The sequence below is a fragment of the Geodermatophilus sabuli genome, assembly GCF_900215145.1.
GTDB classification, from domain to species: domain Bacteria; phylum Actinomycetota; class Actinomycetes; order Mycobacteriales; family Geodermatophilaceae; genus Geodermatophilus; species Geodermatophilus sabuli.
The window spans coordinates 260,718-287,098 of record NZ_OBDO01000004.1 but is presented as its reverse complement, the minus strand read 5'-3'; the positions used below and the strand labels follow the sequence as shown (position 1 = coordinate 287,098).

14 protein-coding genes are annotated in these 26,381 nt (G+C 73.5%); 3 read left to right on the top strand and 11 right to left on the bottom strand.

The genetic code is table 11. The annotated features are described in order from the left end of the window. Positions 1–323: 323 nt before the first annotated feature. From CRP39_RS11710 to CRP39_RS11695, 4 genes are all read right to left on the bottom strand, one after another. Entirely contained in the window at positions 324–980 is a 657-nt protein-coding gene (locus CRP39_RS11710) for an SLATT domain-containing protein (protein WP_097206559.1), read from the bottom strand. Positions 981–1,082: 102 nt separating this feature from the next. Next, positions 1,083–4,136, bottom strand: coding sequence for a phosphorylase family protein (locus tag CRP39_RS28035; protein WP_097206558.1), 3,054 nt, complete (start codon positions 4,134–4,136; stop codon positions 1,083–1,085). 103 nt (positions 4,137–4,239) lie between these two features. Then, complete coding sequence (locus CRP39_RS11700; protein ID WP_097206557.1) at positions 4,240–6,093, bottom strand: hypothetical protein; 1,854 nt, start codon at positions 6,091–6,093, stop codon at positions 4,240–4,242. Positions 6,094–6,154: 61 nt separating this feature from the next. Beyond that, complete coding sequence (locus tag CRP39_RS11695; RefSeq protein ID WP_143426620.1) at positions 6,155–6,793, bottom strand: hypothetical protein; 639 nt, start codon at positions 6,791–6,793, stop codon at positions 6,155–6,157. 548 nt (positions 6,794–7,341) lie between these two features. Here CRP39_RS11695 and CRP39_RS11690 point away from each other — a divergent pair. Continuing rightward, complete coding sequence (locus CRP39_RS11690; protein WP_097206555.1) at positions 7,342–7,605, top strand: hypothetical protein; 264 nt, start codon at positions 7,342–7,344, stop codon at positions 7,603–7,605. Positions 7,606–7,888: 283 nt separating this feature from the next. Here CRP39_RS11690 and CRP39_RS11685 read toward each other — a convergent pair whose 3' ends face one another. The 7 genes from CRP39_RS11685 to CRP39_RS28030 form a co-directional block, all read right to left on the bottom strand. After that, on the bottom strand, positions 7,889–8,674 hold the full coding sequence (locus CRP39_RS11685) for a phospholipase D-like domain-containing protein (RefSeq protein ID WP_097206554.1): 786 nt from the start codon (positions 8,672–8,674) through the stop codon (positions 7,889–7,891). Further along, entirely contained in the window at positions 8,671–10,560 is a 1,890-nt protein-coding gene (locus tag CRP39_RS11680) for a hypothetical protein (RefSeq protein WP_097206553.1), read from the bottom strand. The genes CRP39_RS11685 and CRP39_RS11680 overlap by 4 nt, the downstream gene beginning before the upstream one ends. 8 nt (positions 10,561–10,568) lie before the next feature. Further along, complete coding sequence (locus tag CRP39_RS11675) at positions 10,569–13,994, bottom strand: helicase-related protein (protein ID WP_143426619.1); 3,426 nt, start codon at positions 13,992–13,994, stop codon at positions 10,569–10,571. A gap of 199 nt (positions 13,995–14,193) precedes the next feature. Beyond that, positions 14,194–16,620 (bottom strand): DISARM anti-phage system protein DrmE domain-containing protein, encoded by a 2,427-nt coding sequence (locus tag CRP39_RS11670; RefSeq protein WP_097206551.1) that lies wholly within the window; start codon positions 16,618–16,620, stop codon positions 14,194–14,196. Next, entirely contained in the window at positions 16,617–18,824 is a 2,208-nt protein-coding gene (locus CRP39_RS11665; protein ID WP_097206550.1) for an MBL fold metallo-hydrolase, read from the bottom strand. The genes CRP39_RS11670 and CRP39_RS11665 overlap by 4 nt, the downstream gene beginning before the upstream one ends. Then, complete coding sequence (locus CRP39_RS11660; protein ID WP_143426618.1) at positions 18,821–25,288, bottom strand: hypothetical protein; 6,468 nt, start codon at positions 25,286–25,288, stop codon at positions 18,821–18,823. Before CRP39_RS11660 ends, CRP39_RS11665 begins: the two co-directional genes overlap by 4 nt. A gap of 77 nt (positions 25,289–25,365) precedes the next feature. Beyond that, positions 25,366–25,482, bottom strand: a complete 117-nt coding sequence (locus tag CRP39_RS28030) for a type IV toxin-antitoxin system AbiEi family antitoxin domain-containing protein (protein ID WP_281253769.1) — start codon at positions 25,480–25,482, stop codon at positions 25,366–25,368. A 95-nt stretch (positions 25,483–25,577) separates the two neighbouring features. Here CRP39_RS28030 and CRP39_RS11655 point away from each other — a divergent pair, with 95 nt between their 5' ends. Together CRP39_RS11655 and CRP39_RS11650 are read left to right on the top strand one after the other, a co-directional pair. Further along, on the top strand, positions 25,578–25,841 hold the full coding sequence (locus tag CRP39_RS11655) for a hypothetical protein (RefSeq protein ID WP_097206548.1): 264 nt from the start codon (positions 25,578–25,580) through the stop codon (positions 25,839–25,841). Between the two features lie 128 nt (positions 25,842–25,969). Then, positions 25,970–26,161 carry a helix-turn-helix domain-containing protein gene (locus CRP39_RS11650; protein ID WP_097206547.1) on the top strand — a complete coding sequence of 64 codons (192 nt, stop codon included), beginning with the start codon at positions 25,970–25,972 and terminating at the stop codon, positions 26,159–26,161. Positions 26,162–26,381: the final 220 nt, after the last annotated feature.

Below are 26,381 nucleotides of genomic sequence, written 5' to 3'. Positions count from 1 at the left end.
CGGACCGATCGAGCCCCTCATCCCCGGGGCTTGGTGGCTACCTGCGCCGGCATGGATTCCGAGACGCTCTACAGCTCGGAGGCCAGCCGGAGCACGCGGAGGTGCGGGCCAACCACTCGATGTACATCAAACTGGTGTCCGAGGGGGGACTTGGGCACCGGAAAGTGGGAGCCGTCCCACCAGCGTCTCCCGTGGTGGGGGAGGAGCGCGGTGTGCGCGGCTTCGTGGACATGGTCGGAACGTAGCGCGGCTGTCGGACAAGATCGTTCCGTTAGGCCGTGGGGTCCTCTTCCACGACGAGGCGCGTGAGTTCGAGCAGTCGACTACTGGCTGGGTGCTGGCGGTGGGGTGCTGATCGCGGTCGTGTCGGCGGTGCCGGGGGTGGCGCTGGTGGTGGCGCGTAGGTGTTGCCAGGCGGTGTGGTCGGCGGTGAGGATGCCGTCGAGTTCGGCGTGCAGGGCGTCGACGGCGGCCGGGTCGGGGGGCCGGCTGTCGAGGCCGGCCTGGTAGTAGTCCAGGCGGCGGGTGAAGGCCTCGAGGTTGCGGACGGTCTCGGTGCGCAGGATCCACAGGCCGCGGTGGGCGAAGAAGGCCTCGGCGGCGGCGAGCACGGTGATGATCGCGCCGAGGGCGAGGGCGATGTCGGCGAGGCGGTCCTGGGCGGTGCCGGTGGCGCGCACACCGAGCAGCACGGTGATGGTCGCTGACAGGGTGACGGTGGCCATCTGCAGGGCGAAGGCCTTGCGCTTGTCCCGTTTGCGGCGCCGCCGGTAGGCGGCGAGCTGCCGGCCCAGTTCCTGGTGTAGCCAGGTCAGCCGGGCGGCGCTGTCCCCGGCGGGTGAGCCGGTGGCTCTGTCCTGTGGGGTGGTCCCTGTGAGGGCTGACGGCGGTGTGGTGTCCGGGACCGGTGTCGCCGATGGGCTGGGTCGGAGGTCATCGCCCTGGGTCCGTTCCGTCCGTGAGGGTGGTTTCTCGGGCATGGCGGCCTCGTACTCAGCCGGCCAGGGGCTGGGCACTGCCGACGGATGACGGCGGGAGGTGACCCCGAGGCGGCGGCGCGCCGTCAGCCTGGTGAACGGGGCTCACCGCATACCCCTCAAGGCCGTGATCTCGGCGATCTCCTCGTCAGTCGCCTGGTGGAAGTCCGGGTTGGCTCGTAGCGCGGCGGTAGCGCGACGCAGTTCAAGCGCCGGGTCGGACGCGGTCGCTGCCCGCGCCAGCGCACTCGCCCCCTCCGCGCCGTCCGTCCGACTGGCAGCCAGCCGCTCAGCCGCTTCCCGTGCTGCCTCCGCGGCCTCATGGGCACGGCCCTGCAGCAGCAAGGCCCATGCCAGGTTCACCCCGGCCAAGCCCTCCAGTCGGTCCTGGCCCAGCTGGTGCGAGGTCTTCTGGCAGTCGGTGAGCGCCGCCACCGCTTCATCCTGGCGCCTCAGCCGCAGGAGAGCCAAGCCCCGCACGTTCCGCAGGTACTCCACGTTGTCCGGCACTCCGCCGAGGCGGTAGTCCTCAAGGGCTGCGTCGGCGGTGCTCAGCGCTTCGTCGTACTCGCCAGCCAGGATGAGGGCAAGTGACCGAATGTCGGCTGCGAAGGCCCGGACTCCGGGAGGATCTCCCAGGGTCAACAAGCCCGTCACTTGAGCGGCGACGCGCAGCGCTTCGTCGACGCTGCGCAGGTAGCACAAGGACAGTCCGTACTGAAGGCCGGCGAGCAAGCGGATGTCCCGTGGGGCGGTGTCGTCGATGAAGACCGGCGCGAGGATCTCGGCTGCTTCGGCGGCGCGGCCCATGTGACGCAGGGCGCTTCCGCGCCAGGTTGGCCAGTCGGCCGAGTCCGGATCGAGCGCCGCGGCAGCGTGGAAGTCGACTTCTGCCTGCTCTTGGGATCCGCCGTACATCTCGGTGAACGCCCGGCAGATGCGGAAGGGCAGGGTGTCCGACAGGTGCCCTCCGCGACTGATGGCCTGATTCAGCACACCAAACGCTCCTCGGCGGGCCAGGAACTCGGCCACGCTGGCAAGCACCTCGAGTGCCTGTTGATGCTCACCGGCGGCCCAAAGGTGCTTGTACTCACGCACCGTGGGATCGGCGTCGGGGACGTGGTCCCAGGTCTGCCGGGGTGGCGCTTGCCCGCGGTACCAGTCAGCCAGCCTGCGGTGTAGCTCGGCCCGACGGTCGGCCGGCAGGCTCCGCTGCACGTGGTCGGTGTCCAGGGGGTGCAGACGGTAGATGTCCTCGGACTCATCCCTGACGAGCTCCTGGCGCCCCAAGAGGTCATCGAGAGCATCCTCGAACTCGTCCTCCTCAGTAACGCATGCGAGCTCGAGCACTTCGTCATGACCCAGCGGCCGAGCGGCCACCGCCATGACGTCAATGATCTCCTTCGACGTTCCTTCGAGCTGGTCGTAGGCGATGCACACCAGCTGGTCCAACACGTCAGCCGGTGCCTGGTCCATCCGCAGCAGCCTGTCGACGCCCCGGGCCCTCCTGCTGCGCAGGTACCCGCTGATGAGCTGCAAGCCCCGAGGCATGCCTCCGACCCGGCGGGCGAGGCCCGCAAGCGTGACGTCGTCCAGGGCGGCCAAGACCGAGGACCCCTGCTGATCGTCCAGCTGCCGCAGCATTGCCACCGCCTCGTCGTCAGGCAGGCCGTCGGTGACGGGCACCGGCTTCGGCAACTGCACGTCCAGATCCGGTGGAACGCCGAGCGGCAGCTGCGAGGTGGTAATGACGATCGGCGGGTGGGGCGTGGCTACGACAGCACACAGGAATGCCACCAAGTCCTCGGCAAGGAGCATGCCTGTCCCCTTGTCCTGCAGATCGTCAAGGTTGTCCAGCACGACGACGACGGTGCGCTCGCGCAGCGACTGGAAGAGGTCGGGCAAGACGGCCGTACCCACGCCGGCCCACCGAGCGAGGAGTCGCTCTTCCTCCGCGGACGGCAGCAGCCCCGCAAGGCAGTGCACTATGCGTCCGAGCCGCACCTCACCGACACCGGTCCGGGTGCTGAGGAACACCACGTCGTCGACCAGGTGCGCCGCATCCTGCTCCGCAGTCAGGACGCGGGTGACCACTCCGCTCTTGCCGACTCCTCGTCGTCCCACGACCTGGGTGATCGGTTCCCGCGACCGGATCCGGTGGACGAGCTTCTGCCGTACGGTCTCCCGGTCGTACCAGTGCTTGAGTGCGCCGGCCGGAGGCACCCCGACGACTCGCCGGTCCGCCGCCACGGGCTCCGAAGAGCCAGAGGTCGTTCCGGACGGGGCCGCGTCATCGGCGCTATCCCGCTCCTCGCCGGATCCCGCACCCGTGCCGGAAGCGACCTGCGCGGAATCCGCCCCGGCGCGGCCCGATAGGCGGGCGGGGTCGAGGGCGCGCAGCAGGGCGGTGGCGAAGCTGGCGGCGTGGGCGGCGGCGCGGGGCTGCCAGCCGGCGGCATCGAGTTCGGCCTTGTCGGGACTGGTGGTGTCGCTGATGCCGCGGATGACCAGCGCGGGCAGGCTGTCGTTGAGGTGGGCGGCCTGGGCCAGGCCGACGCCCTCCATCTCGATGGCGACCGCGTCGTTGTGGTGCAGGCGCAGATGTGCGTACAGCGGGCTATCGCGGGAGGTGAGCACCACTTCACCGGCCGCGATCGGCTTTAGGTGTACCGCTGGTGGGGCTCCGTCGACCCGTCGGAGCTCCGGCGGCATCCACTTCTTCTTCCCCGCCACCCGGCGGGCCCTCTGCACCATACGGAACGGCGCGGGCCAGGTCTGGGGCCGGGCGAGGAAGTCCTCGGCGGCCTTGCCGCCGGCATAGGCGTCGACCCGGGTGGCGACCACTACGTCACCAACCAGGATGTCGTCCTTCAATGCCCCGGCGACCCCCACGAAGAGCACCAGATCCGGGCTGAAGAAGTTCATGGCCCGCTCGGCCAGCACCCCGGCCCCGACGTTGCCCTCGCCAAGCTCCCCGACCGCCACCGTCCACTGCGAGCCGGGCAGACGGCCTTCCTCGAACAGCGCCCCGCCGGGCAGCTCGCGCTCCTCCAGGTCGGTCAGCGTGGCCTCGACCGCCTCGAACTCGGCGGGCAGCGCACACAGGACCACCGCCCGCCCGCCGCCAGTTGCATCGCCTTTCGGCCGACTCCCGGTCACGGCTTCCCCCCCGCTTGCACCTGAGTAAAGGGAGCGTAGAACCAGTCATCCTGATACAGGGCCCTGTCTTCTCACGACGAGGCGCGTGAGTTCGAGCAGTCGACTACTGGCTGGGTGCTGGCGGTGGGGTGCTGATCGCGGTCGTGTCGGCGGTGCCGGGGGTGGCGCTGGTGGTGGCGCGTAGGTGCTGCCAGGCGGTGTGGTCGGCGGTGAGGATGCCGTCGAGTTCGGCGTGCAGGGCGTCGACGGTGGCGGGGTCGTGGGGCTTGCCGTCGAGGCCGGCCTGGTAGTAGTCCAGGCGGCGGGTGAAGGCCTCGAGGTTGGCCCGAGCACCTCGACCGCCTCGGCAGCCCGGCCCATGTAGCGCAGCGCGGTCCCGCGCCACGCCGGCCACTCGGCCGAGCCCGGATCGACCGCCGCTGCGGCACGGAAGTCGGCCTCTGCCTGCTCCAGCGAGCCGCCGTACATCTCGACGAAGCCGCGGCAGACGAGAAAGGGCAGGGTCTCCGACAGGTGTCCGCTGCGGGCGACGGCCTCGGTGAGCACACCGAACGCCCCTCGGCGGGTGAGCTTGTCGAGCCGCTCCTTGAGGTAGTGGTCGGTGGTGCTGCCGCCGTCGTGGGCCAGGTGCAGCTTGGCGGCCTGCTGATCGGCTGCCTTGTGCACGATCCGCCCGCTCGTGTGCCTGACATCGTGGCAGCGGAGCTCGATGCGCTCGGTCCAGGGCAGGTTGCGGCGGATGCGGGCGAACAGGCTCTCGACGCTTGCGGGTGATGGGGTGGACCTCCCGCGAGACGAAGTTGCCGTCGGCGTCGAAGGTGTCGACCGGCCGGGCGTAGAAGACCGGAGAGGTGTCGGTCAGCGCCGGGATGCCGTGCCGGCGCTCCTCGGGCGTCGCGTCCGGCGGGGCGGCCACCCGCGGCCCGCGGGTGAGCGCGTGGGTGAGGAGGTCGGCCATGTGCGTGGGCGTGGTGGGCCGGTAGCGCCACGTCTGCTTCTTCTGGTCCCAGTAGCTGATGCGGCAGCCCTCGACGTCCAGCCCGCCGCAGGCGGTGGCCAGCAGCGCGCCGCGCCGCACGGCCTGGATGAGCAGGTGGCGGAGGATGAGTCCGTCCAGCGTGGGGTCCTGTCCGGTGCTGACGGCGACCCCGTAGACCTCGAGGAACTCCTCCTCCGTCAGCGACCGGGCCCCGGCCTCCTGGCGTGGGGGCAGCTTGAGCTTCGTGGCGGGGTTGGCCTTGACCTTGTCGTCATCGCCGAGCCAGGTGAACATCCAGCGGCTGGCCTGCAGGAACTGCTCGCGGGCGCCGCGTCCGTCGCTGTGCAGTAGCGGGCGGCCCTGCTGCGCGTGCTTGACGTTGCGCGCGACGGTGCGCTTGAGGCCGCGCCGCTGGGCCCACCAGGCGGCGTCGGCCAGCGTGCTTCGGGCGACCTTCTTGACCGACATGTCCGGCACGCCGGTGTAGCGCTCGGCGCAGTCGGTGTGCAGCTCGTCGTCGGGCATGCGACAGCAGTCGGCGTGGCCGTCGTCGCCGCCCGGGCACGGGCAGGGGCCGATCGCGCACGCTGGGCACGGGCAGGGGCACATGCCCAGCAGTCCGTCGACGAGCAGCTGCAGATAGGGCGCCCAGGTCTTCTCGCTGCGCGGCAGGTCCTGGCGCATCGCCGTCACGGCGTCGGCCACGGCCAGCTGGACCGTGTAGGCGTTCTTCGGCGTCGCGAGCGGCGGGAGCATGGCCTCGACGTCGACGGGGTCGAAGCCCTCCGCGATCAGGCTGGCGCGCATCGCCTCGCGGGTGGCGGCGGCCGCGTCGACGCTCTTGGTCTTCTTAGCGCGCTTCGCGGCCCGCTTGGCCTCCCGGTCGGCCTCCCGGTCAGCCTCGCGCCGGCTGGCGCGGTTGTCGGTCGGCTCGCCGTCGTGCCGGTCGCCGTCGTGGGCGGTGGGGATGGTGGTCATCGGAGGTCTCCGTGGGTTGCGGCGGCACCTCTTGTGCCGCGGGCACCTGGGAAGGTGCCGGTCAGCCGACGCTGCGCAGTCGCCCGCCAGAGGTGCTCGGGGCGCCGGCATCCGCGCCAGTCACCGGCGCGGTGACGTCGGTCGCGGGGACAGCCGTGGCATCGGTGGCGGCCGGGACGGCGGTGGGACGGCGCAGGCCGTCGAGCAGGCCGGCGAGGCCGGCGTCGAGGCGGCTGGCTGCGGTCAGAATGAGGGTGCGCCGGTCGGGATCTACGACGGCGAGGACGTCGGCGCCATCAGGGATGCCGGCCTCCCGGCGCACGCCGGCGGTGACGGTGAGTCGGCCGCGAGCGTCCAGCGGGAGTGCGTTGGTGGCGTAGCTGGGACGCGGCTGGTCGGGGCTACCGGGCAGGTACACGGTGACCAGCGCGCCGTCGCGCTCGGCGGGGAGCTTGGTGGCGGCGTCGGCGTCGATCGGCAGTTGCAGCCCGCCCTTGGCGTCCAGGGTGCGCGTGACGCTCGTGCTGCGGGCGGCGGCCATGTCGGCGGGCAGCGCCCAGATGCCGGACAGGTCCACCTGGGCACGGCCGCCGCCCTGGCCGGCACCGGAGGTGACCGCGGCCAGGGTGAGCGCGTCGGCAGGTGCACGTTTGCCGGCACCACCCAGCAGCCCCCCGAGGCCGGTCCACGAGGAGGGCACACCGATCAGAGTGGGGGAGGCCTGCCGTCCGGCGACGGGCAAGCTGTTCGTGCCGCCGCCGGCGTCGGGGCGGGAGACGGCGTGGGCCGCGGAGCGTGGAGAGGACTCGGTGGCGCGGCGGCGGGCGGCCAGATGGGCCGGAGGAGCGGGGTTCGGCATGGACCGACCGGTCCGGGCGGGCCCGGCTTGGGCACTAGCGGCCAGCAGCCGCTGGGCGGCGGCGGTGTCCGCGGTGTGGTCGGCCGGGGAGACGGAGCGTCCGACGGGGGTGCCGGGCGGGCTGGTTGCCGTACCCGAGGTGGCCGGGACCGTGTCGATGCGTCGATCAGGAAGGGCCTGCTGCATGCCTGGGAGGTGGGTAGATTTCCCACTTCAAAGTGTCCGAGGGGGGACTTGGGCACCGCGAAGTGGGAGCCGTCCCACCGGGCGTCTCCACCGTCGTGGAGAGGCCAGGTGTGCGCGGCTTCTCTGTCATAGTCGGAACGTAGCGCGCCCCTCGGACAAGATCACGGATCGGCGCCCCGCGGGGTCCTCTCGCACGACGAGGCGTGAGAGCGGTAGGTCCCCCGGCGGTTCGCCTCACCGACAGTATCGAGAAGCTCACCGTCGAGATCGCCGCCACCGGCCAGGCCGTGGGCCCGGTCGTGGGCGCGGAGACGAACACCGAGCTGCGCCAGCTCTGGGCAGGCTTCGATGACGCGCGGCGGCGGGCCGTCTACGACCAGGGCATCGAGCGCATCGTCGTACTTCCGCCCAAGCCGGGCGTCGCCCGCCTCGACAGCGACCGACTGCAGGTCCGGGTCCGGTTCTGACTCTCGCCGCCAACAGAGGCTCGGGGCCGGTGGGACAGCCCATCGGCCTCGAGCTGCTACGGAGGGCGTCACATGGCGCACCACCCTCACGAGCAAGCGACCGACCAGGAGCCGGCTGCATGAGGCGAGCCCTGGATCTCCTGCGTGACGAGATCCAGGGCTCGTGGTGTCGCTCATCGGGCGCGGCAGCCCCTGGGGTGCGGCGGCTACGCGGTCCGGAGCCGCTGTGCCCGCGGTGCAGTGCCCCGTGCAACGGACACGACTAGATCGTCGGCGGGGCGGGCTAGGGGACCTCGGTCAGGGCGCCGGCGAGCATCTCCAACCAGTCGGCGAGCGGGCCGGCGATCGCGGCCGGCAGGCGCACCCCGGCTTCGGCGTGTCCGCGGTGTCCGCCATCGGTCATGTTCGCGGATCCCAGGTAGGCGTCGTCACGGTCGGCGATCACCGCCTTGAGGTGCACTCCGAGGCCAGGCCCTTCCCATGAGCGGACGAGCAGCCGCCCGGGGCGGCTCTGGGTCACCCGCCGCAGGGCGCCGACCGCAGCGATGTTCGCCGGCGACGGCTCGGGGCTCCTGCCGGTGAGCGCCCGTGTGATGACGCAGACCGTGCCGCCGTCGGTGAGGACTCGGCCGGCGTGCGGCACCAGCCGCTCGAGGGCGACACCGGTGAGGTACGGCGCGGCCACCAGCAGCCGGCCCTCGGCGCCGGCGGCGACCTCGGCGAGGACTGCGGAGGTGCGCCGTGCGTGGACAGCCGGGTGGTCGGCGAGGAAGCGGGCGTAGGCGCCGGTGAGGAACTCGGGCACCGTGAGCACCAGCGACGGCTGCCCTGTGCGCTGAGAGGCGACGAGAACCTCCAGCGCCCCGGCGATCGCCGCCAGCTCCAGCGGGGTAGCGGTGGCGGTCACTCCGGCGTACTCCAGTGCGCCGGGCAGTAGTCGGCGGTCGGCGCCTGCTTCGACGAGAACGCCGGCGATGGCTGCGGCCCCATCGGCGGTGGCGGCCCGCACCGCGGCCACGGCCCCAGCCGAGTCGCAGGTGCGGGTCACCAGGTCCGCCAGCGGGGTCACGGTTTCCAGAAGGCTCGCCACACCGGCTCCGCCGACGACGTGGATGACCCACCGGCACCCGTACCGGTGCCTGCGGGTACCGGGGCGCCGGCCGGCGGTGACAGCGTCCCGAACAGCTTGTTGCGGTCGAGCTCGGTGTTGAACCGCTCGCAGGCGACCTCGCTGGTGTGCAGACAGGCCGCGCACGCGCCACCGAACGACCGGCGGCACGGCGGGTCGAACACGCACCGCGGGTCGCTGTCGAGCTCCTCGAGGGCGTCGGCGAGGTCGTAGCGGAAGACGTGTTCGATGCCGCCGAGGGTGAACTCGCTGCGGGTGTTGGCGTAGATGAGGAACGCCGCCGCCGACGGGAACAGGTACTCGGCCAGGGAGTCGATGTGCAGCCCGCACCGGGTCGCAAGCGACTTCATGAACCGGTGCGCCATGGAGTGCACGAGCCCGAGCACCGCGCCAGTGACCGGGTGGTCGGGCGGGTTGAACACGTCGGTGACCGGCGGGCACGCCTGCAGAAGCCACCGGTAGGCAGCGGCGGAGTCGGTAATGCCGGGGTCGGGCACGTCACCGGGCAGCGAGTCCACGAGCCACGAGATGACCGCCAGCGGGTCGATGCGGACCAGCAGGCCCTCAGTGGTCGCGCGGCGCCCGTACATGGGGAAGCGGTCGGAGCGCTCGTTGGGGAAGAAGTTGAACCGCGTGGGCACGTTGCCGCGGCGGGTCACCTGCTGGTGGGTGGCCGACATGCGGCTGTACCCGGCGACGATGTGCGCGACCGGCAGCTCCCGCAGCAGCCGCACCTCGGTCAGCGAGTACTGGTCGAGCAGCTGGGCGTAGCGGTGATAGACCGGCGTCAGGCTCGGCGAGGGCGGGTTGGCAGTGAGGTGCTCCAGCGTCAGCGGCTCGGCTTCACTCGCCCGGGCCAGGGCCAGCGCCTCGTCGCCGATGGCCTCCAGGGTGTCGGCGTCCAGCCCGAGGGCGTCGACGTCGGCGCGCCACCCGCCGCTGGAGGCAGCCTTTGCGCGGGCCGCCTCGAGCAGCTGGTCGAACAGCGGCGTGCCCTCCTCGATGCCGAGGGAGGCGGCCATCGCCCGCGCCGCCGCCTCGGGGTCCTCTCCAGCGGTGCCAGCCGCCTGAGCGAGCGTGGTCAGCCCCGGGCCGACGGCGCCGATGAGCTGCCCGACGGCGGCGGCGTGGATGTCGGCGCCGGCCAGGGCCCCGTAGGAGGCCCGGTCCGGCGGGTTGAGCACCGTCAGGTGCTGGGCGTAGTGCACGGAGTTTTGCGGGATGCGGGTGACCGACACCCGCCCGGCGCGGCACTCGCTGCAGAACCGCAGGACGCCGCCGTCGGGCCGGGTCCGGCACTGCGAGCACGCCCAGAACCACTGCCCGACCTTGAGCTGGTGGGTGTTGTGCAGCTGCATCGGCGCGCGGCAGCCACGGGGGCACCGCGGCGGGGCGAGGTCGCGCAGCAGGCCGCAGTTGTGCACCTCGGCGAACTGGAACTGCGGCATCGGGCCGTGCCCAGCCGGGCAGGTCGGCGGGCGCTGCTCGGGGCGGACGGTGGCGAACGCGTTGCATTTGCGGCACAGGAACGCGTTGGGGAACCGGTCGGCGACGAGGTCTTCGACCTTGACCAGCTGGTACTGCTGCCGGTCGATGACCTCCAGTTCGGGGCCAGGGCTGGTCGGGGTGGCCCGCTGGGCGGAGAAGGGGCGCACCAGGCGGCGTAGCTGCGCGGCGACGTACTCCTCGGGCACGTCGAGCGGGGTGGGGTTGCGCGGGGTACGCCCGAGCACCGACACCTTGTGCGGGCCCCACTGGAACGGCTGCCGGGGCATGTTCCGCCACAGCGCCTGCATCCCGGAGCGGCTGATCTCCTCGGTGGTCATGGCGGTCCTCACAGGTTCCCGGTGATGGTGATGGGCTCTTCGATGTCGCGCAGCGACCGCGGCACGCCGGGGCGCAGCTGGTCGGCGGTGCGGGTGCGGCCGCCGCCGGTGGCGACCGGCAGCCGGACGAGGGTGTTGGAGACGAACTCGGCGACCTCGGCGTGGTGCATCTGGTGGTAGGGGTTGGCCGCCTCCAGGCCGAGGCCGGCCGACAGCTCGGTGATCAGCTGGGCGTCGGTGAGGAATCCGGCGGCGAGGGCGTCGCGAACCTGGCCGGCGTCGCCCAGGGAGTAGCGGCCGCGGCCGGAGGTCATCCACGCGGGGTCGTGGATCTGCAGCAGCCGGGCCATCAACGCACCGGGCAGCGCGCGGCGCAGCACCGGCAGCGACTCGCGGTTGACTGGCACCTTGGTGAGCAACCGGTCGAGGTAGTCGACCCACTTGGCGTACCAGCGGAACACCGAGGAATCCCGGTCGCGGGAGGGGTTGAACACGTGCACGACCAGGCCGGGGTGAGTGCGCCCGACGCGGGCGGTGGCCTGGATGACCTCCGCCGCCTGGGTGGGGGTGCCCATGAGGACCATGACGCCCAGCCGTGGGGAGTCGAACCCGTGCCCGATGGCCTTGGTGGCGACGATGAGGCGAGTGCGCCGCTCGGCGTCGGCCGGCGGCTTGTTCAACCGGTCGACGGCGGCGCGGATGTCGACGGCGTCGGCGTCGCCGGAGATGACCGCCCGCTGCTCGGTGGTGGTCGCGACGTCGGCGACCCGGTCGTCGCTGGCGTAGGCGGCCATGTCCTCGTTGCGCAGGCAGTAGGCCAGCAGCACCTCGTAGTCGTGGCGGACGGCGCGGGTGACGACGTCGACCACCGGCACTCCGTCGCGGGCCTGTCCGATCGCGTCGAGACCGGCGGCGGTCGCGGCCGCGGCGGGGTCGGCGAGCGCGGTGGTGAGCCAGTCGCGGTGCACTCGGGTGACGTCGGCTGAGGCGGTGACCATGGTGGTGCCTCGTGGGCGGACGCCGAGGTGCCGCCGCAGCGGCTCGTCGGGGTCGACGGCGGAGAAGAAGTTCGCCGCGGCCGAGGGGCCAGGCTCGGGGAACCGGCGGGCGGTGCGGCGGTAGAGGTGCTGCACCTGCGTCTGGTAGCCCTCGATCGTGGCGGTGGCGGCCAGGATGTGCAGCGGGGTGTTGCCGAGGTCGGCGCCGATCTGCTGAACCAGGGTCTCGTACATGCCGTCGAGCGCGCCGAGGCTCTCGTCGAGCAGGTGCAGCTCGTCGGTGATCTCGCACCGCAGGTGCCCGAAGCCCTCGCCGACCGGCAGCCGCGGCTCGTTGCAGCGGTACACCCCGCAGCGGGCCGGGTCGACGGTCCAGCCGTGCTCCGCGCAGCGGCCCAGCGCACGGCCGAAAAGGATCTTGAACTTGTCGCTGTGCGCGACCTGGGCGAGCTTGTCGACGGTCCCCACCAACACCGACGGCGCCTGCCGGTAGATGTCGTCGTCGACGACCCACAGCGGCAGCTGACCACCCAGCGAGCAGCTGCGGTTGGCGCACAGGTGCTGCATCGTCCAACTGGGCCCGTCGAACCGGACGACCAGGCGGGGGCCGGCTCCGGCCGGGTCGCAGACGGGGCAGTGCTCAAGCACCCGGCAGCGCTCGGCCTCGGCCGGGTCGAAGGGGTCCACCCCGCGCGCCCAGGCGACGTCGGCCGGCCAGTACTTGTTCGGGGTGGTGCCGCTGCCGACGAAGAAGCCGATGCCGAACGGGTCGCCGGCGCGCAGGTCGGCCTGGTCCAAGCGGACGAGCTCGGCGGCGAACACCGCTGCGGCGAACCGCTCGGTTTGCTGTGCCGACAAGAGCCGCAGCGGGAACCGCGCCCACACCGTCACCCCACGCAGGTCGCCGCGCATCCGGGCGTAGAAGAGGTGGACGAGCGCGACGCCGTTGTAGGCCTCGGACTTCCCACCGCCCGGCGGCACGGTGAGGATCTGCACGGCCAGGTCGGCCGTCGGGTCGGCGACGGCGGGTAGGCAGCCGAGGATCCACGCGATCTGGAACGGAAACCACGCCTTGAAGTTCTTCGCCGCGGCCACCCGCTCCATGGCGGTGTTCATCAGCACGAACGCGCGGCGCAGCATCGGGTCGCCGCGCAGCGCGTCCAGGCCGGCGCGCAGCCACGCGACCTCGGCGTGCGCGGCGTCGGCTTCGGTGTCGGCGGCGGCCCGCTGCTCGGGCGTCCAGGCGCCGGCTGCGTGGCGCCGGTCGAGGGCGGCGGTCGACCAGTGCTCGGTCACCCACTGCTCGTGCGCCTCGACGAGCGCCCCGGCGGCGGCGACCGGGTCGGAGATGAACGCGGTGAACGACGTGTCGACGGCGTCGGTCGGGTGCGATCGTCCGGTGGTGTTGACGGCCCCGTACACGGTGCGGAGGCGGGTCTGCCCGCCCGGCAGAGGGTCGACCTCGACGGGGCAGGCCTGCCCGAACGCCTCGACGGTGCGGTCGTAGCGGTGGGAACGGGCGACCTGCTCAAGGGTGTAGACGTCGACCGGCGCGTCGGTGGTGGCGGCCAGCTGCACCTCGTACAGGCGGCTGTCGAGGTGGTCGCGGTCCAGCGGGGTGCTGCCGGTGAGGTCGGCGAACTGGGCGTCGTCGGCCGGGGAGGTGTTGATGACGGTGACCAGCAGCTCGCGGCCGTGCTGGGTCACCGTGGCGTCGACTTCGATCGCGGCGGCGAACTGCGGTGCGGTGACGTCGGCGGCCGGCAGCAAGTTCGCGCCGGCGTAGGAGGCCCAGGAGGTGTCGTCGACGAAGTCGGCGTCTACAGGCAGCAGCGCGCGCGGGGTGCCGGTCCGCTTGGCCCGGTACAGATCTCGGCCGCCGGCGGCGCGGGCCGCGGCGGCGACAGCGTCAGTGACCGCCGTGGTGATCTCGGCGGCGGCGAACCGCCGGCTGGTGTCGTCAGCGGCAACGGTGATCGGCACGGTCAGCGGGCCGACGAGCACCTTCGTCCACACCCGGGCCAGGTGCCGGCCCTGCGCCGACCCGCTGGTGGAGCGACTGTCGTCGTCACCGGCGTGGACGAACTCGCGCTGCTCGGCGGCGGTCGGGTGCAGCGCCACGTAGACGGCGAACGACAACTGCACGTCGAGGTGGACGGGGCCAGTGCCGTGCACGGGGAAGGAGAACCCCTGTGCGGCGGGTACCAGGCGAGGGCTGAACCCGCGAGCGGCGTCGACGGTCAGCTGCGGCTCGCTGGCCAGCTGGCCGAGCCAGTGCCGCTCCTGCGGGGTGTCGGTCAGCACGGTCGCGGCGGGGATGTGCTCGCCGGCGGCCTGGGCAAGGATCTGCTGCTGCAGGTGGCGCAGCAGTGCGTCGCGGATCTGCGCCTGCGTGGGCGCGGGCGTGCCTGCGGGCACGCTCAGTAGAGCCGACATGGGCGGCTTCCCTTCAGCGGTGTGTGTGGTCGCCCGTAGGCGAAGGGGACGGGTCCAGACCTCGAGGTCCTCGCCCGCCCTGTGGGTGGTTACGGTGTGTAGTTGTGTCGGGCAGCTTGACCGGACCGGCTGCAGCTGTCAACAGGATCTGCGTGAGGATGCGTCCACCCGGGTGTTCGCGGCGCCATGACCGGCCTGGTCAGCGGTCGCCGCGGGGTGCCACCGGTGGTGCGGAGGCATGCACCGCGGTGCGGGTGTCGGCGTCGAGCAGCACTCCGAGCAGGGCTGCCGGAACGGCGATCAGCTTCGAGCCGACGTCGTCGACCTCGTGCACGGTCACGGCCTCGAGCAGGTCGCCGGCGTGGATCCGCAGCTGCGCGTCGACGAGGGTCTCCGCGGCGTGCACGTGCGCGCCGGTGATCTGCGCGGTGAGGCGCCGCCCGACCTGCTGGTGGATGCTCCGCAGGTGTAGTAGCGCGGCGCCGACCGCGGCTCCGTTGCGGCGGAGCTCGGCGTCGCCGACGGCAGCAGCGAACCGGGAGACGTCCTCGGCGCGCAGCGGCACTGCGTCATGCCGTAGCCACGAACCGATGGTCGTCTCCGCCGTCACGCCGGTCGGGTCGGGGCCGGCCTGCATCCGGGCGAGGATCTCCCGCTGCGTGAGTCCGCAGCCGCGGGCGACGTCGACCCGCTGGCGCCACACGTCCCGCATCACCGTCAGCAGGTGGTACTGCATGTCGACCCCGGCTAGCGCGGCGATGACGGTGTCGAACAGGTCCCGCCGGGTGGTGGCGTCGACCAGCGCCACCCAGTCGCCGTGCACCAGCGCCTTGGCCGCGACCTTGCGGACCTCGTCACCGGCGCGGCGGTACACCGGGTCGTTGGGCGCCAGCAGCAGCCCCTGCCCGTCGGTGAACGTCACCAGCAGCGCCGGCACCTGCGCTGCCTCCCCGTCCTCGCCGTCGCGAGCCGGGGGAGGAGCGTCGCCGTCGTCGTCGGGCCGGCCACGGCGCTCGGCAGCGAGCACCGCCTGCACGGCGGCGGAGAACGGCTCCCACGGCGAGGACCCGCCATCGGGTGGCGGGGGGAGGACCGCGCCGTCCCGGCGGATGGTCACCGGCTCCGCAGCACCCGGACCGTCGGCTTGCAGCCTCAGCAGCGGGGCGGTGACCGCCACTGTCTCGCGGCGCAGCTCAGCCAGCGCCCGAAGCGTCTGCGTTGCCTGCCGAGCGGCGCGCTCGGCCTCCCAGTCACCGGCGCCCAGCACCGTCACCTCGGCGGCGGCCGGCGCAGCGACGAGGCTGGCGTACGCGCGGGGGACCGGCCCGGTCAGCAGCATCGAGTCGACCGGCAGCCCCGGCACCCGGCCTAACAGCAGGTCGCGGATCCCGACGATGCGCGCGCGTGCCTGCCAGCCGAACGGCGTCCCGGTCGACTCCTGCAGCGCGGCGGTGAGCGCCTCCACGGCCGCCCGGTTCCGGGTGACCAGCAGACCGTGTTGCCCGCCGTCCACGACGCCGGCCAGCCACTGCGACACCAGCGGCAGCTTGGGGGCGCTGCCGGAGGTCCGTAGCAGGCCGGCGAAGGCGCCGGCCACCGACGTCCAGGGTGCGGCGCCACCGGTCTGCGCCGCGGCCGCAGCCACCGCGCGAGCATGGTCGGGTGCGTCGGCCAGCCGGGTGGAGTACGGCCCGCGGGGCACGTGCCGGTCGTAGCCGGCGGCGTCGACTGGCAGCAGCGCGAACGTCGCGAACGTGCCCCACGCCCACCGCAGCGCTACCGCGGCGGCGGGTCCACGGCCGGCGGGCAACGCGCTGAGCGCCACCCACGCCGCATGCAGCGCCCCGTCGAGGTCGGTGTCGGTTGCCGGCGCCCACACCTGCCGGGTGGCGGCGCCGGCGGCCCGGAGCAATCTGGACGGCGCGGCGACCGCGGGGTCTTCCTCCCTCAAAGCACCGGACGGCGGGGCGGGCGAATCTCCGGCGAGCCGGGCCAGCGTCGCCGGGTCGAACGCCCACACCGCACCGCCGGCGGCCCGGACGGCGTCTAGGGCGGCGTCGAACGGGTTGTCAGTGATGTAGATGACCGCGCGGCGGGTCCGCAGCAGCGCGGCGAGATCCCCGCCAGCGCCGCCGGTCCCGTCGACGACCAGCGCCCCGCCGAACGGCGGCACCCGCTCGAGGTCGCCGGTGAGCACCAGCCGCCCACCACCGGCCGCGGGGAACGGGTCGCCGATCGGGACGACGGCTCCGTCGGCGTCCAGGCGCGCCCGGGGAAGAATCGAGGAGAGGGCGGCGTCGCGGACGTGCAGTTGGTCGTAGCGGGTCCGCTGCGACAGCCGGGACGACACCACGGTCGCCGACACCGCCACGCTCCAGCTGCGGGTGATCTCCGCGGTGACCGCGGCCGCGCCGAGCATGATCGGGATGTCGGCCGCCGGCAGCGGCACCACTAGCGCGAGCGGCAACCCGCCGGCGGCGGCCGCGTCGACGGCGGAGAGCAGCTCGCCGTCGAACGGTGTCGGGGACAGCCGGCGCACGCTGGCGCCGGGCACCCGCAGCCGCAGGTCGCCGCGGCGGACTACCTGCGACAACCCGGCCGCGGCCTCCCCTGCCGGACCGGTCACGCCGGGGACCAGCCGCCGGCGGGCACGGTGGCCTGCCCGCGCAGCGCGAGACGCTCGGCGAACGTCGCCTGCCCGCGGGCCTCGCCGTGCACCAGCATCACCGCACCGGCGCCGACCTCCTGGGTGATGGTCGCCAGCTCATCGGCGCTGGCGTGCGCACCGAGCTTGTAGCTGCTCACCTGCGCCTGCACCGGCACGCTGGTCGGCGTCCCGTCAGGCGCGAGAAGCTCAAACTCCCCGCCGCCGTTCTCTGCCAGCGCAAGCAACCGCGCGCCGGGCGAGTCCTCGTCCTGGTAGCCGACGACCATCAGCCCCGACGTCGGGTCGGGCAGGATCGCCTTCGCCCAGCTGACCGCCGGCCCGGCGGTGAGCATGCCCGACGTCGCGATGACCACCCCGCTCTTGAGACTCGCGATCGCGTCGCGGGTGCCGCGTGGCGGCACTGCCCGCACCCGGGAGCCGAAGATCTTCATCGCGGCACCGTCGGGGCCGGCGTACTGCTCGTAGACCGCCGACACGTCCCGCGCCAACCCGTCGATGAGCACGTCGACGTCTGGCAGCGCCTCGGCGAGGGTGAGCGCGACCTCCTGCGCCCGGCCGAGCGCGAACGCCGGCACCAGCACCCGCCCGCCAGCGCCGGTGATCGTCGCGACCGTCCGCACGAGGTCGGTGGCCGCGACATGACGTGGAGGCAGCCGCCCGGAGCCGGCGTACGTCGACTCAAGCAGCAGCAGGTTCGCGCCCTTGGCCGCGTCGGGGACGTCGATGCCACCGACGGTCCGCTGCCCGGGCCGGGACACGTCGCCGGACACCACGACCCGCTGCCCGCCGGCGTGCACGACGACGCCCGCGGCGCCGACGATGTGTCCGGCGGGGAACAGCTCGATCTCCAGCTCTCCGAGCCGTCGCCGTCGGCCGAACGGGGCCGTCTGCAACCGGGAGAGGGTGTGGCGGACGTCGTCGCGGCCGTAGGGCGGCAGCGGGCCGATGTCCCCGTCGTCGGAGCGCCGGCGGGCCATCACCTTCGCCGAGTCGAACCACATCGTGGCCAGCAGTGAGGCGGTGGCTTCGGTGGCGATCACCGGCACGTCCGGCTGCTGGGTGAGAATGGTCGGCACCCAGCCGGCGTGGTCGTTATGCGCGTGTGTGATGACGATGCCGTCCAGCCGCGCGGCGAGCGCCTCGGCGATCCGCGGCGGACCGGCGGGAGTGGCGCCGGGCCGGGTGCCTGCGTCGACGAGGATGCGGGAACCGCCGGCGGTGACCAGCACACAGGAGCCGCCGATCTCCGCACCCCCGCCGAGCACGTCGACGCACAGGTCGCGCTCGGACAGTTGCACCGTCGGGCGGGGCGGGTCGGCAAACGCGGCCAACAGCGCCGGCAGCCAGGTCGCAGCGGTGGGCGCCAGGTCGGCCGGCAGGCCGGCTGAGCGGACGGCGGCGGCGAGCCGGTCGACGTCGAGCGCCGGGCCGGTCGGCCCGCGGCCGGGGTCGACGCGGGTGGGCTCGCCGGGGCCGACACCGCGGGAGTCGCGCAGCGCGCTGCTGGTACCGGGTGTGAGTGCGGCCGCGAGCGCCGCTGCCGCCTGCACCGGGTCGGCGGCCGCGGCGCGGGCCGCGGCCAGTTGTGCCTCGGCGGCCTCGGCGCGAGCGATGGTCGCTGACACCTCGTCGGTGATCTCGGCAACGTCGTCGCGCAGCGCCGCCGCCTCGGCGAGAGCCTGGTCGCGCTGCGCGCGGGCGGCGTCGCGGGCCGCGCGCACCTCGGCCAGCCGCTGCACCTGCCGCTGCTCGTCCCGTTCGGCGGCCGGCGTACGGGCGGCGCGGGCGGCACCCCGCGCGGCCCGCCGTGCTGCGCGGCGGTGGTCGTCGAGCAGCGCCCGCACCCCGGCCGCGGCGCGCGCGGCTTCATCGTCACTGCGGGCGGTCAGCCCGGCGCTGAGCTCCGCGCCGTCGATGACGTCGTCGCCTGCGGTGTCGGGGGCCGCCGGGGGGGAGCGGCGGGCGACGGCTGCGCGCAGCCCGGCGGACCGCTCGAGCAGCATCAGCGTCTGGTGGACGCCCTGCGGGTCGGCGACGACCTCGTCGGGGTGCACCGGCTGCTTGGCGCGCTCGGCGACCACCGTGGCGGCGGCGTGCAGCACGGCGCGGACCCCGTCGGGCAGTGCTGCGACGGCGGCCACCGCACCGTCCGGTGGGCTCACGCGGCGCTCCCGGTGGTGCGGTGCGAGCCGTCGGGGCCGGGCAGGTGCGCGGCGAGCACTGGCTCCGGCCGCAGCCGGCCGGTGGCGGTGACGGTCAGGCAGCCCAGCGCGGTGAGCGCGGCGATGACGTCGGTCAGCGAGTCGAAGCGCTCGGCCTGGGCGAGGGCGGCCAGGTCGACGCGGTCGTCGAGCTCGAGAAGCTCGGCGAGCACCTCGGGAGTCTCGCCGTCCGGGCCGCACAGGTCGACCGCAGAGCGGAAGGCCTCGGTCAGCGCCGGGGTGTTGGGCCCGAGGCCGGCGCCGACGGCCAGCCGGTGGCCGCCCACGCGGTTCAGCCACGCGTCCAGGTCGGCGAGAACCTTGGCGCTGCCGGTCGCCGGCCCGGCCGCGGCGGCCAACTGGGCGGCCTGGGCGACGACCCGCGGCCATCCGCCGGTGGCGGCCATGAGCAGCGCCCGGGAGTCCTCGTCGCGGAACGGCAGTCCGTCCTCGTCGCACCACATCCGCAGCCCGGGCTCGTCGAGCCGGTCGAGGTCGATGCGGGCGGCCAAGGACGCCCACGCCGCGGCGTTGGTCGGGGCGGTGACGATCGCGACCGTCACGTCCCGCGCGGCGTCGGCGACGGCGACCTCGGCCGCCGACAGCAGCTCGCAGAGCTTCTGGATCGTCAGGTTCTGCCCGTCGACGAGCAGTAGCGCGCTGCTGGCGCCGACCCGGGTAACCGCGCCGCGGATGCCGTCGGGGCTGGCGGTGCGCACCCGGGTGACCGCGCCGACGCGGTGGGCCTCCTCGTCCCACGCGGCCTCCACCGCTGACAGCACCGCGTCGCCGCCGAGGGCGGGCGAGCCAGTCACGGTGAGCACCTGCCGGCGGGCGTCGAACAGCCGCCCGAGCTGCCCCTCGGTCAGCGGGGATCGACTGCCCTCCCCGACGCGGCGTCGGAACGACCCGGCGTCGGACACCGAGGGCACGACCATCCGCTCAGAGGCGGTGTAGAGGGTCTCCAGCACCTCCTCCTCGGTGCCCAGCAGCCGCAGCACCGTCGGCGTCCGCAGCCGGTACCGGCCGCCGCCGCCGGCGAGCACGCCGAGGTCGACGCACTCGGTGACCAGGCCGCGGAAGTCGTCGGCGCCGACGGCGCTGAACCCCTCCGGCCAGTGCTGCCGGGCCATGTCGGACAACTCGACGAGGTTGAGGCTGCGGTCGACGCCGTGCTCGTGCGCGGCCGCGGCCACGCAGTAGGCGATAACGAGGTACCGATGATCGAGGTTGAGCGTCAGCACGTACTTCTCGCGGAAGGCGGCCTTCAGCTCGGCGTTGGCGAACACGTCGTCGACGTCGTCATCGGTGATGACCTGCGGTGGCCCGTCGGCGGGGACCGGCTGGGCGGTCAGCTGCGCGACCAACTGCTGACCGAACAGCTGCAGCAGCGCCGGCATGTTGTTGGCCATCGCCAGGATCCGCGCCGGAAGGGCCCGGTTGTCGTCGAATGTGAACCCGAGCGCGGCCAGCGGCTCGGTGATCAGGTCGTGGGCGTGCTGCGGGCGCAGCGGTCCCACGCTGATCGGCCGGCCGAGGTGCGACAGCGGCTGGTTGGGCAGTGACTCGAACCGGGCGGTGCGGTGCAGACCGGCGAACACGACCTTCGCGCGCCGGTTGGAGTCCCACATGAGCCGCCGGCAGGTGTCGACGTGCTTGAACAGGGCGCCGGCGGCGTCGGCGTCGAGGAACGCGTCGGCCTCATCGAGAAGGATGAGCAGCGCGCGCCTCGGGTCGGCCTCTAGCCATCGCAGCACCGCTGCGTACACGACCTCGGCCAGGTCGACCTCGAGGCCGGTCGGCGGGACGTTGTCCACGATGCCCAGTCGGGCCAGGTGCGGCCACAGCACACCCCACAGCCGCTCGGGCCGCCCGTCGCCGCCGACGGTGAAGACGCTGATGAGGACCGCGTGCCGACCCTCGGTCTCCTCGAAGCGGCGCTTGGCGACGCGCAGCAGCGCCGACTTGCCCAGCTGCCGACCGCCGGAGACGAACGACGGCCCGTTGAGGTCGACGACGGCGGCGAGCTCGTCGGTGCGCCCGTAGAACATCTCCCGCGGAGTGTCGCCGGGGGTGTCGCGGTAGGGGCTGGCGGCCGTGAACGGCAGCGCGGTGGCCTCGAACGTCGCCCGCCGCGGCTCGTTTTGACACACCAGGTATGCCAGCGCGGCGGCGTCAAGCAGCATCAGCGGCGGGTTCGGCCGCCCGCGGGCGGCGTCGGCGATCGCCCGCCGGTCGGACGGGCTGAGCGCTCCGGCCAGCCACAACGTCAGCACGGTGTGGTCGGGCGTCTCAGAGCTCATCCACTCGATGAGCGTCGCCGGGGTCGGGGCCTGCTTGACCAGCAGTACGCGCAGCGTGCCGCCGTCGGGGCTCATCGCCGACCCCAGCGCCGGGGTGAGCGCCGGGCCAAGGCCGGTGACCCCGGACAGCCGCATCCACTGGCGCCCGCCGTGCCGGGCGGTGGTCGGCTCGGCCTTCGCCTCGGCGAACTCCAGCCCGGCCTGGGCCAGCACCGCCTGCAAGGCGGTGGGCACGTCCACCTTCGGGGCGGCCTTGCTGCGGCCGGTCAACGCCATCCACGAGCCCAACGCCTTGCGGCCGGCGTCGCGGCGGGCTTCCGATAGTGCCGCCAGGTTCAAGCCGACGGTCTGCGTCTCGGCACCGTCGCCGACGTCGCGGCCGCTGAGGGCGGCGTGCAGCTCGGCGAGCAGCGCCGGTCGGTCCACGGCCAGCTGCGGGATGGCGGGGAAGAAGCGGGCCAGGTGGTCGACGCGGTCGCTCATGGCGGGAAGGTGACCACCGGCCAGGATGGTCTCGAGGTACTCCTCGGCGCTGGCAACCTGTCCGCCGCGGGCGAGGTCGGCGAGAAAGTCGCCGTTCTCAGCCACGGCGGCGTTGTCCCGGGCCCGCTCGTCGATCCGGTCGAGGGTCGCGGCGATCCGCCGCTGCCCGTGCGCGTCCAGCTCGGCCGACACCTCGACGACCGCGGCCCGGATGCGGCCGAAGTCGCGTCGGGTCGGGTCGGCCAGCGCCTCGGCGCGGGCGGCGAGCGCCGCCCAGGGCTGGTCGTCGAGCGTGCCGGCCAGCCGCCGGGTGTCGATGAGGGTGGCCAGCGCGGCAACCTCGTCGACGACGGTGCCGGCCTGCGCCGTGATGTCCGCGCTGCGCCGTCGGTCGAGGGCGGCCGCGGTCGTGGGGTCGCCGGCGCGTAGCCCGGCGATGAGTGCGGCGGTCAGGTCGTGGTCGCCGTGCTCGGCGCGGATGGCGTACATGGTGGCGGTGTCGACCGGGTCGGCGCCGGCCAGCGCGAGCAGCGCCGGAAGGTGCTCGGCGGACAGGCCACCGTCGGGCAGCAGGGTGTCGGGCGCCAGCGGCAGCTCGGTGGCCAGCAACTCGGCGTGCGCGGCGAACGCGGCCGGCGGCTCGGGGCCGTCGGGGACGCCGCCGTCGCAGATGGCGAAGGCCTCGGCGATCAGCTCCCGTGCTGCCTCCACGGCGGCAGCGGCGATCGGCTCCTCCCGCTTCTGCACCGCGGCGAGCTCGACGAGCGCGTCCTCGCGCACCGCTCCGACGCGATGCCGCAGCTTGGTGAGCGGGCCAGCCTGCCAGGCGCCGGCGGCGATCGCCGCCTGCCGCTCGGTGACCCGCTCCGCCAGGGCGGTCCAGCGGGCAGCGAGCTCGACCGCTTCCTCCCAGCGGGCCACCAGCGAGCTGCGGGAGCCAGCAACGATCCGGTTGGAGTTGTTGCGCCGCTGCGCGGCGAAGGTCGTGTCGATGGCCTTGTTCGCCTTGCCGCGGAGCTTCACGACGGCGTCACGGACGGCGGCGACAGTGGACGGGTCGTTGGCCGCGACCTGCGTGAGTAGCGCGCCGAGGTCGCCGTCGGGGTTCATCCACGCCTGGTAAACGCCGTTGGCGGGGATGTACTTGATGACGCGGCGGGCCGCGCCGGAGACCAGCTCGGCGGCCGCCGCGGCAGCGTCAGCAGCGGCGGTCTCGGCTGCGGCCAGCGTGCCGACCACGTCGGCGGTCTCGGCGAGGACGACGATGCCGGTGCGGCTGGCGTCGGCGAACGCGGTCAACGCCTCGGTGAGCGCGGGACGCTCGCTGACGCAGGGCAGCAGGTCCATCAGCACGCTGGCCGGGCCCGCGGACGGGGCCAGCAGCGCCACGCGGGCGGCAGCGGCCAGCGCGAGGAGCTGCCCGCCGCGGTCCTCACCGAGCGCGTCGCGGCTCACCTGCGTCGCGGTTTCGGCGAACGCGGACGCCAGGTGCCCAGTAGGGGACGTCAGCTGGGTGGCGTAGGCGGTGAGGCGGCGGGCGGCCACCGGGGCCTGCGGAGCGCCGGAGGACTCCAGCAGGTCGGCGGCCAGGCCGAACCGCTCGGCGGGTAGCAGCGCGGCCGCGACGGACAACAACTCCGCGGGCTCCACCTCGCCGTCGCTGTCCGCGGCCGCCGCCGGCACAGGAGCGCTCAGAAGCGGGGTGGGCGGAACTGGGGGCGTAGTGGCTCGGCGGCGGGGTCCGCTGACGGCGGCCAGAGCCGCGCCGGCCCCGGCGTCCAGCAGAGCGTCGAGGTCTTCGAGGTCGTCGGGCTCGTCGAGGTCTTTCGTGTCGCGGGGGTTCAAGGCGTAGGAGGCAAGGCCCTCCTCGGCCGGCAGGGTCGACGCTGCAGCAGGCTCGGCCGACGCCTCGGCGGTGTGGCCGGGTACGTCGTCGTCGTCGTCGATGTCCGCGCCTTCGCTGTCGTCGGCTCCGGTGGCGTTGGGCTCGGCGGCGAGGGCGCTGTGGTCGCTGTCGGGCACGTCGCAGCTGGATGCCGTGGGCGCGATGTTGACTTCGTGGTCGGCCGCGAAGTCATGGCCCGGGGTCTGAACGGCCGCGTCGTCGGTGGTTGCGGTGGACGAGTCGCGAGCAGGCCCTCCCTTCGTGCCCGGCTCGAGTCCGGTCGCTGCGGGAGCGGCGGTCTCCTCCGGGAGATGTACCGCGCCGACCGCGGCCGCGGTGATGACCGCGCCAGCATTGGGCCAGGCGGCATTCGCGCCACTCTGGGCAGCGGCCAGCTCGGCGAAGTCCATGTGCTCACCGCGCCGGGCGGCGGCCGTCAGCTCCAGCAGCCGCCACAGGCCGCGTAGGTCGTCCCGGGCGATGCTGCTGTCGGCGAGAGCGTCGGCGGCGGCCACTCGAACGTCGTCGAGCGCATCGTCGAGCGCGGGCGGGCCCTGCAGCATGGTGAGACGTCGGAGCCACACGTCCTCGGACGCGTTGGCCTCACGCTCCTCGAGGGCGGTGAGTGCCTGGTCCACGCCGTCGCGGGTCGGGAGGACGCCGGTGCCGACGGCGCGCTGCAGCTTGTTGACGACGGCCTGACCGAAGGCGGCGAAGTTCAGCACCTGCAGGACAGCGGGTGGCGACGGAATGTCACCGGCCTGCAGTGCATGCAGCACGCGCCCGGCTACCGCGGTGACGTCGGACCACTCGGCGAGCAGGTCCGCGGCGCGCTCCATGATCGCCGCATGCTCGCCGGCGGCCGTCGTCGGTGCGTTCACCCGCCGCTCCGCCGCCGCCAAGGTGCGCTGGACGTCGTCCTCGGAGATCGCACCCGCGAAGAGGGGACCGGTATCGCCAGTGGGCTGTTCGCCTTCGGGCTCGCCGGCCTTCTCTTCGTCGCCGAGCAGGTCATCGAGGAGGTCGGCGAGCTCCTCGGCGGTGATGTCGCTCTTGGGCACGCCGAGTCGGGCCAGACGCTCCGCGGGCAGCAGCTCCGCCAGCGTGGAGGTGGGGATGGCGGGCAGCTGCGGATGCTCGGGGAGAAGCGCGGCGTGCGCTTCCCGCGCCGCGTCGTAGTCGGCGGCGAGGAGGGCCAGCGCGATCGCCGAGGCGGCGGTGTCGGCGTTGATTGCCGCGGTCAGTCCTGCGGCGAGCAGCGCGGGGCTGAACGTCCGAACGGCGACGGCGAGGGTGTCGGAGACCGCCGGTCGCGCCGCGAACGCGTCCAGGGCCGCGCGGTCGTCGCTGCCGAGCATTGCCGACCACTGCTCGGGTGAGGCCCCACCGTCGAGGGCGGAGATGACCGGGGAGATGACGTCGCGCAACAGCTCCGTGCGCGCGCCCGGTTCACCGCCCCGCAGACGGGCGAGCAGCTGCGCGGCCATGCCCCGGTTGATGGTCGCGGCCTTGCGCAGCCCGAGGGCGCTGAGCACGAAATGCTGGTGGTGCGGAGGCATCGTCTTGAGCGCCCGCAGGAGATCATCGGCGGTGACCGCGCCGATGGCTGTGGCCGTAAGGTTCTCGATGTCGCACACGGCGGCGATCTCGCGGCCCGACGGCCACTCCTCCGGCTTGGCCGGCAGTGGAGTGTGCTCGTGCACGTGCCCCGGAGCGCGGCCGCGGACGGGACGACGGCGTCGGTTCTGAGCCAACTAGGAGCCTCCTGGAGCGGTGCCGGGCGAGCGGAGCCGTTCGACCGTAGCCGCTGGCGGTGACAGAACCGCAGCGCTCAGCTACCGAAACGCGGAGGACCGCGGCGCCCATGCACACCGAGAGCTACGGCGTCCTCATCGGTGATGACGCCGTGGTGGTCGGCGGCGAACTGCCGCAGTGCATCGACGCTCATGCCGCGGACCGTAGGCGGCGCCTCGGACAAGTGTGTCGAACATGCGTGCGAAGACGCGCCGATGACAGGGGGCTTCCGGCCCTAGCGTCGACGCGGTGTGGGCGCCGACGCCGGACGAGCAGCTCGGCTCCGAGCTGGAGGCCGCGCTGGCCCGACCCCGCACAGGTCACGTGCGACCGCCGGGACCAGTCGCCCTCACGACCGGGGACGAGCGCAAGGTGGTCGGCTGGCTGTGGGGCCGCATGCAGCTGGAGGACGGCACCTGGCTGGGGTTGGCCACCCTATGGACCGGTGAGTCGTTCTTCTCCGGCGCAGAGCTCGGCTGGTGGCCCGCCAGCGCCTTGCGACTGCTCGACTGACCGATCCACGGGGGCGAACCCCCCCATCGCCATGCGGCTACGGTCCCGCCCTGGATGCCGAGCAGCCGAGCCGCGGCCTGGCCGAGCTACGCGACGTCGGCGCCGACCGCAGGCGGGCTCGCCGGCGCATGGCCGACCTGACCGCGATGCACGGCCGGGGATCCGCCGAGCAGATGGCGGCCTGGGCCGCGTACCGCGTGCTGAACGACCGCTGGTCAGCGCTCATCCGCCAGGCCGCCGGGGCAGGGCACACTTTGGCGGACGTCGCCCGCGCGGCCGGCTGCGCCCGACCGTCGCTGTACAGGCATCTGCGCAGCTGACCTGGGCACCGGGGCGCTTCTGTCCCCAAGTGCCCAGCTTGGCCTGTTGGTCGTTGCGATTAGGTCAGCGCGCTGGCTCGCCGCGCATGCCGTCCGGCCAGCTGGAGAAGCTCTGGTAGTACCGCTCCGCCTCGGGCTTGGCCGCGTACTCCAGCGGATGTTCGGGGCGCGCTAGCGCCCCGTCTGAGTGATCGATCGGAGTGCACCGACCCAGCGGATC

What these genes read in the sequence shown, in the direction of transcription:
- CRP39_RS11675 (WP_143426619.1), bottom strand. Translation starts at nt 13,994, where the DNA reads ATGTCGGCTCTACTGAGCGTGCCCGCAGGCACGCCCGCGCCCACGCAG.
- CRP39_RS11710 (WP_097206559.1), bottom strand. Translation starts at nt 980, where the DNA reads ATGCCCGAGAAACCACCCTCACGGACGGAACGGACCCAGGGCGATGAC.
- CRP39_RS11700 (WP_097206557.1), bottom strand. Translation starts at nt 6,093, where the DNA reads ATGACCACCATCCCCACCGCCCACGACGGCGACCGGCACGACGGCGAG.
- CRP39_RS11680 (WP_097206553.1), bottom strand. Translation starts at nt 10,560, where the DNA reads ATGACCACCGAGGAGATCAGCCGCTCCGGGATGCAGGCGCTGTGGCGG.
- CRP39_RS11650 (WP_097206547.1), top strand. Translation starts at nt 25,970, where the DNA reads ATGGCCGACCTGACCGCGATGCACGGCCGGGGATCCGCCGAGCAGATG.
- CRP39_RS28030 (WP_281253769.1), bottom strand. Translation starts at nt 25,482, where the DNA reads ATGAGCGTCGATGCACTGCGGCAGTTCGCCGCCGACCACCACGGCGTC.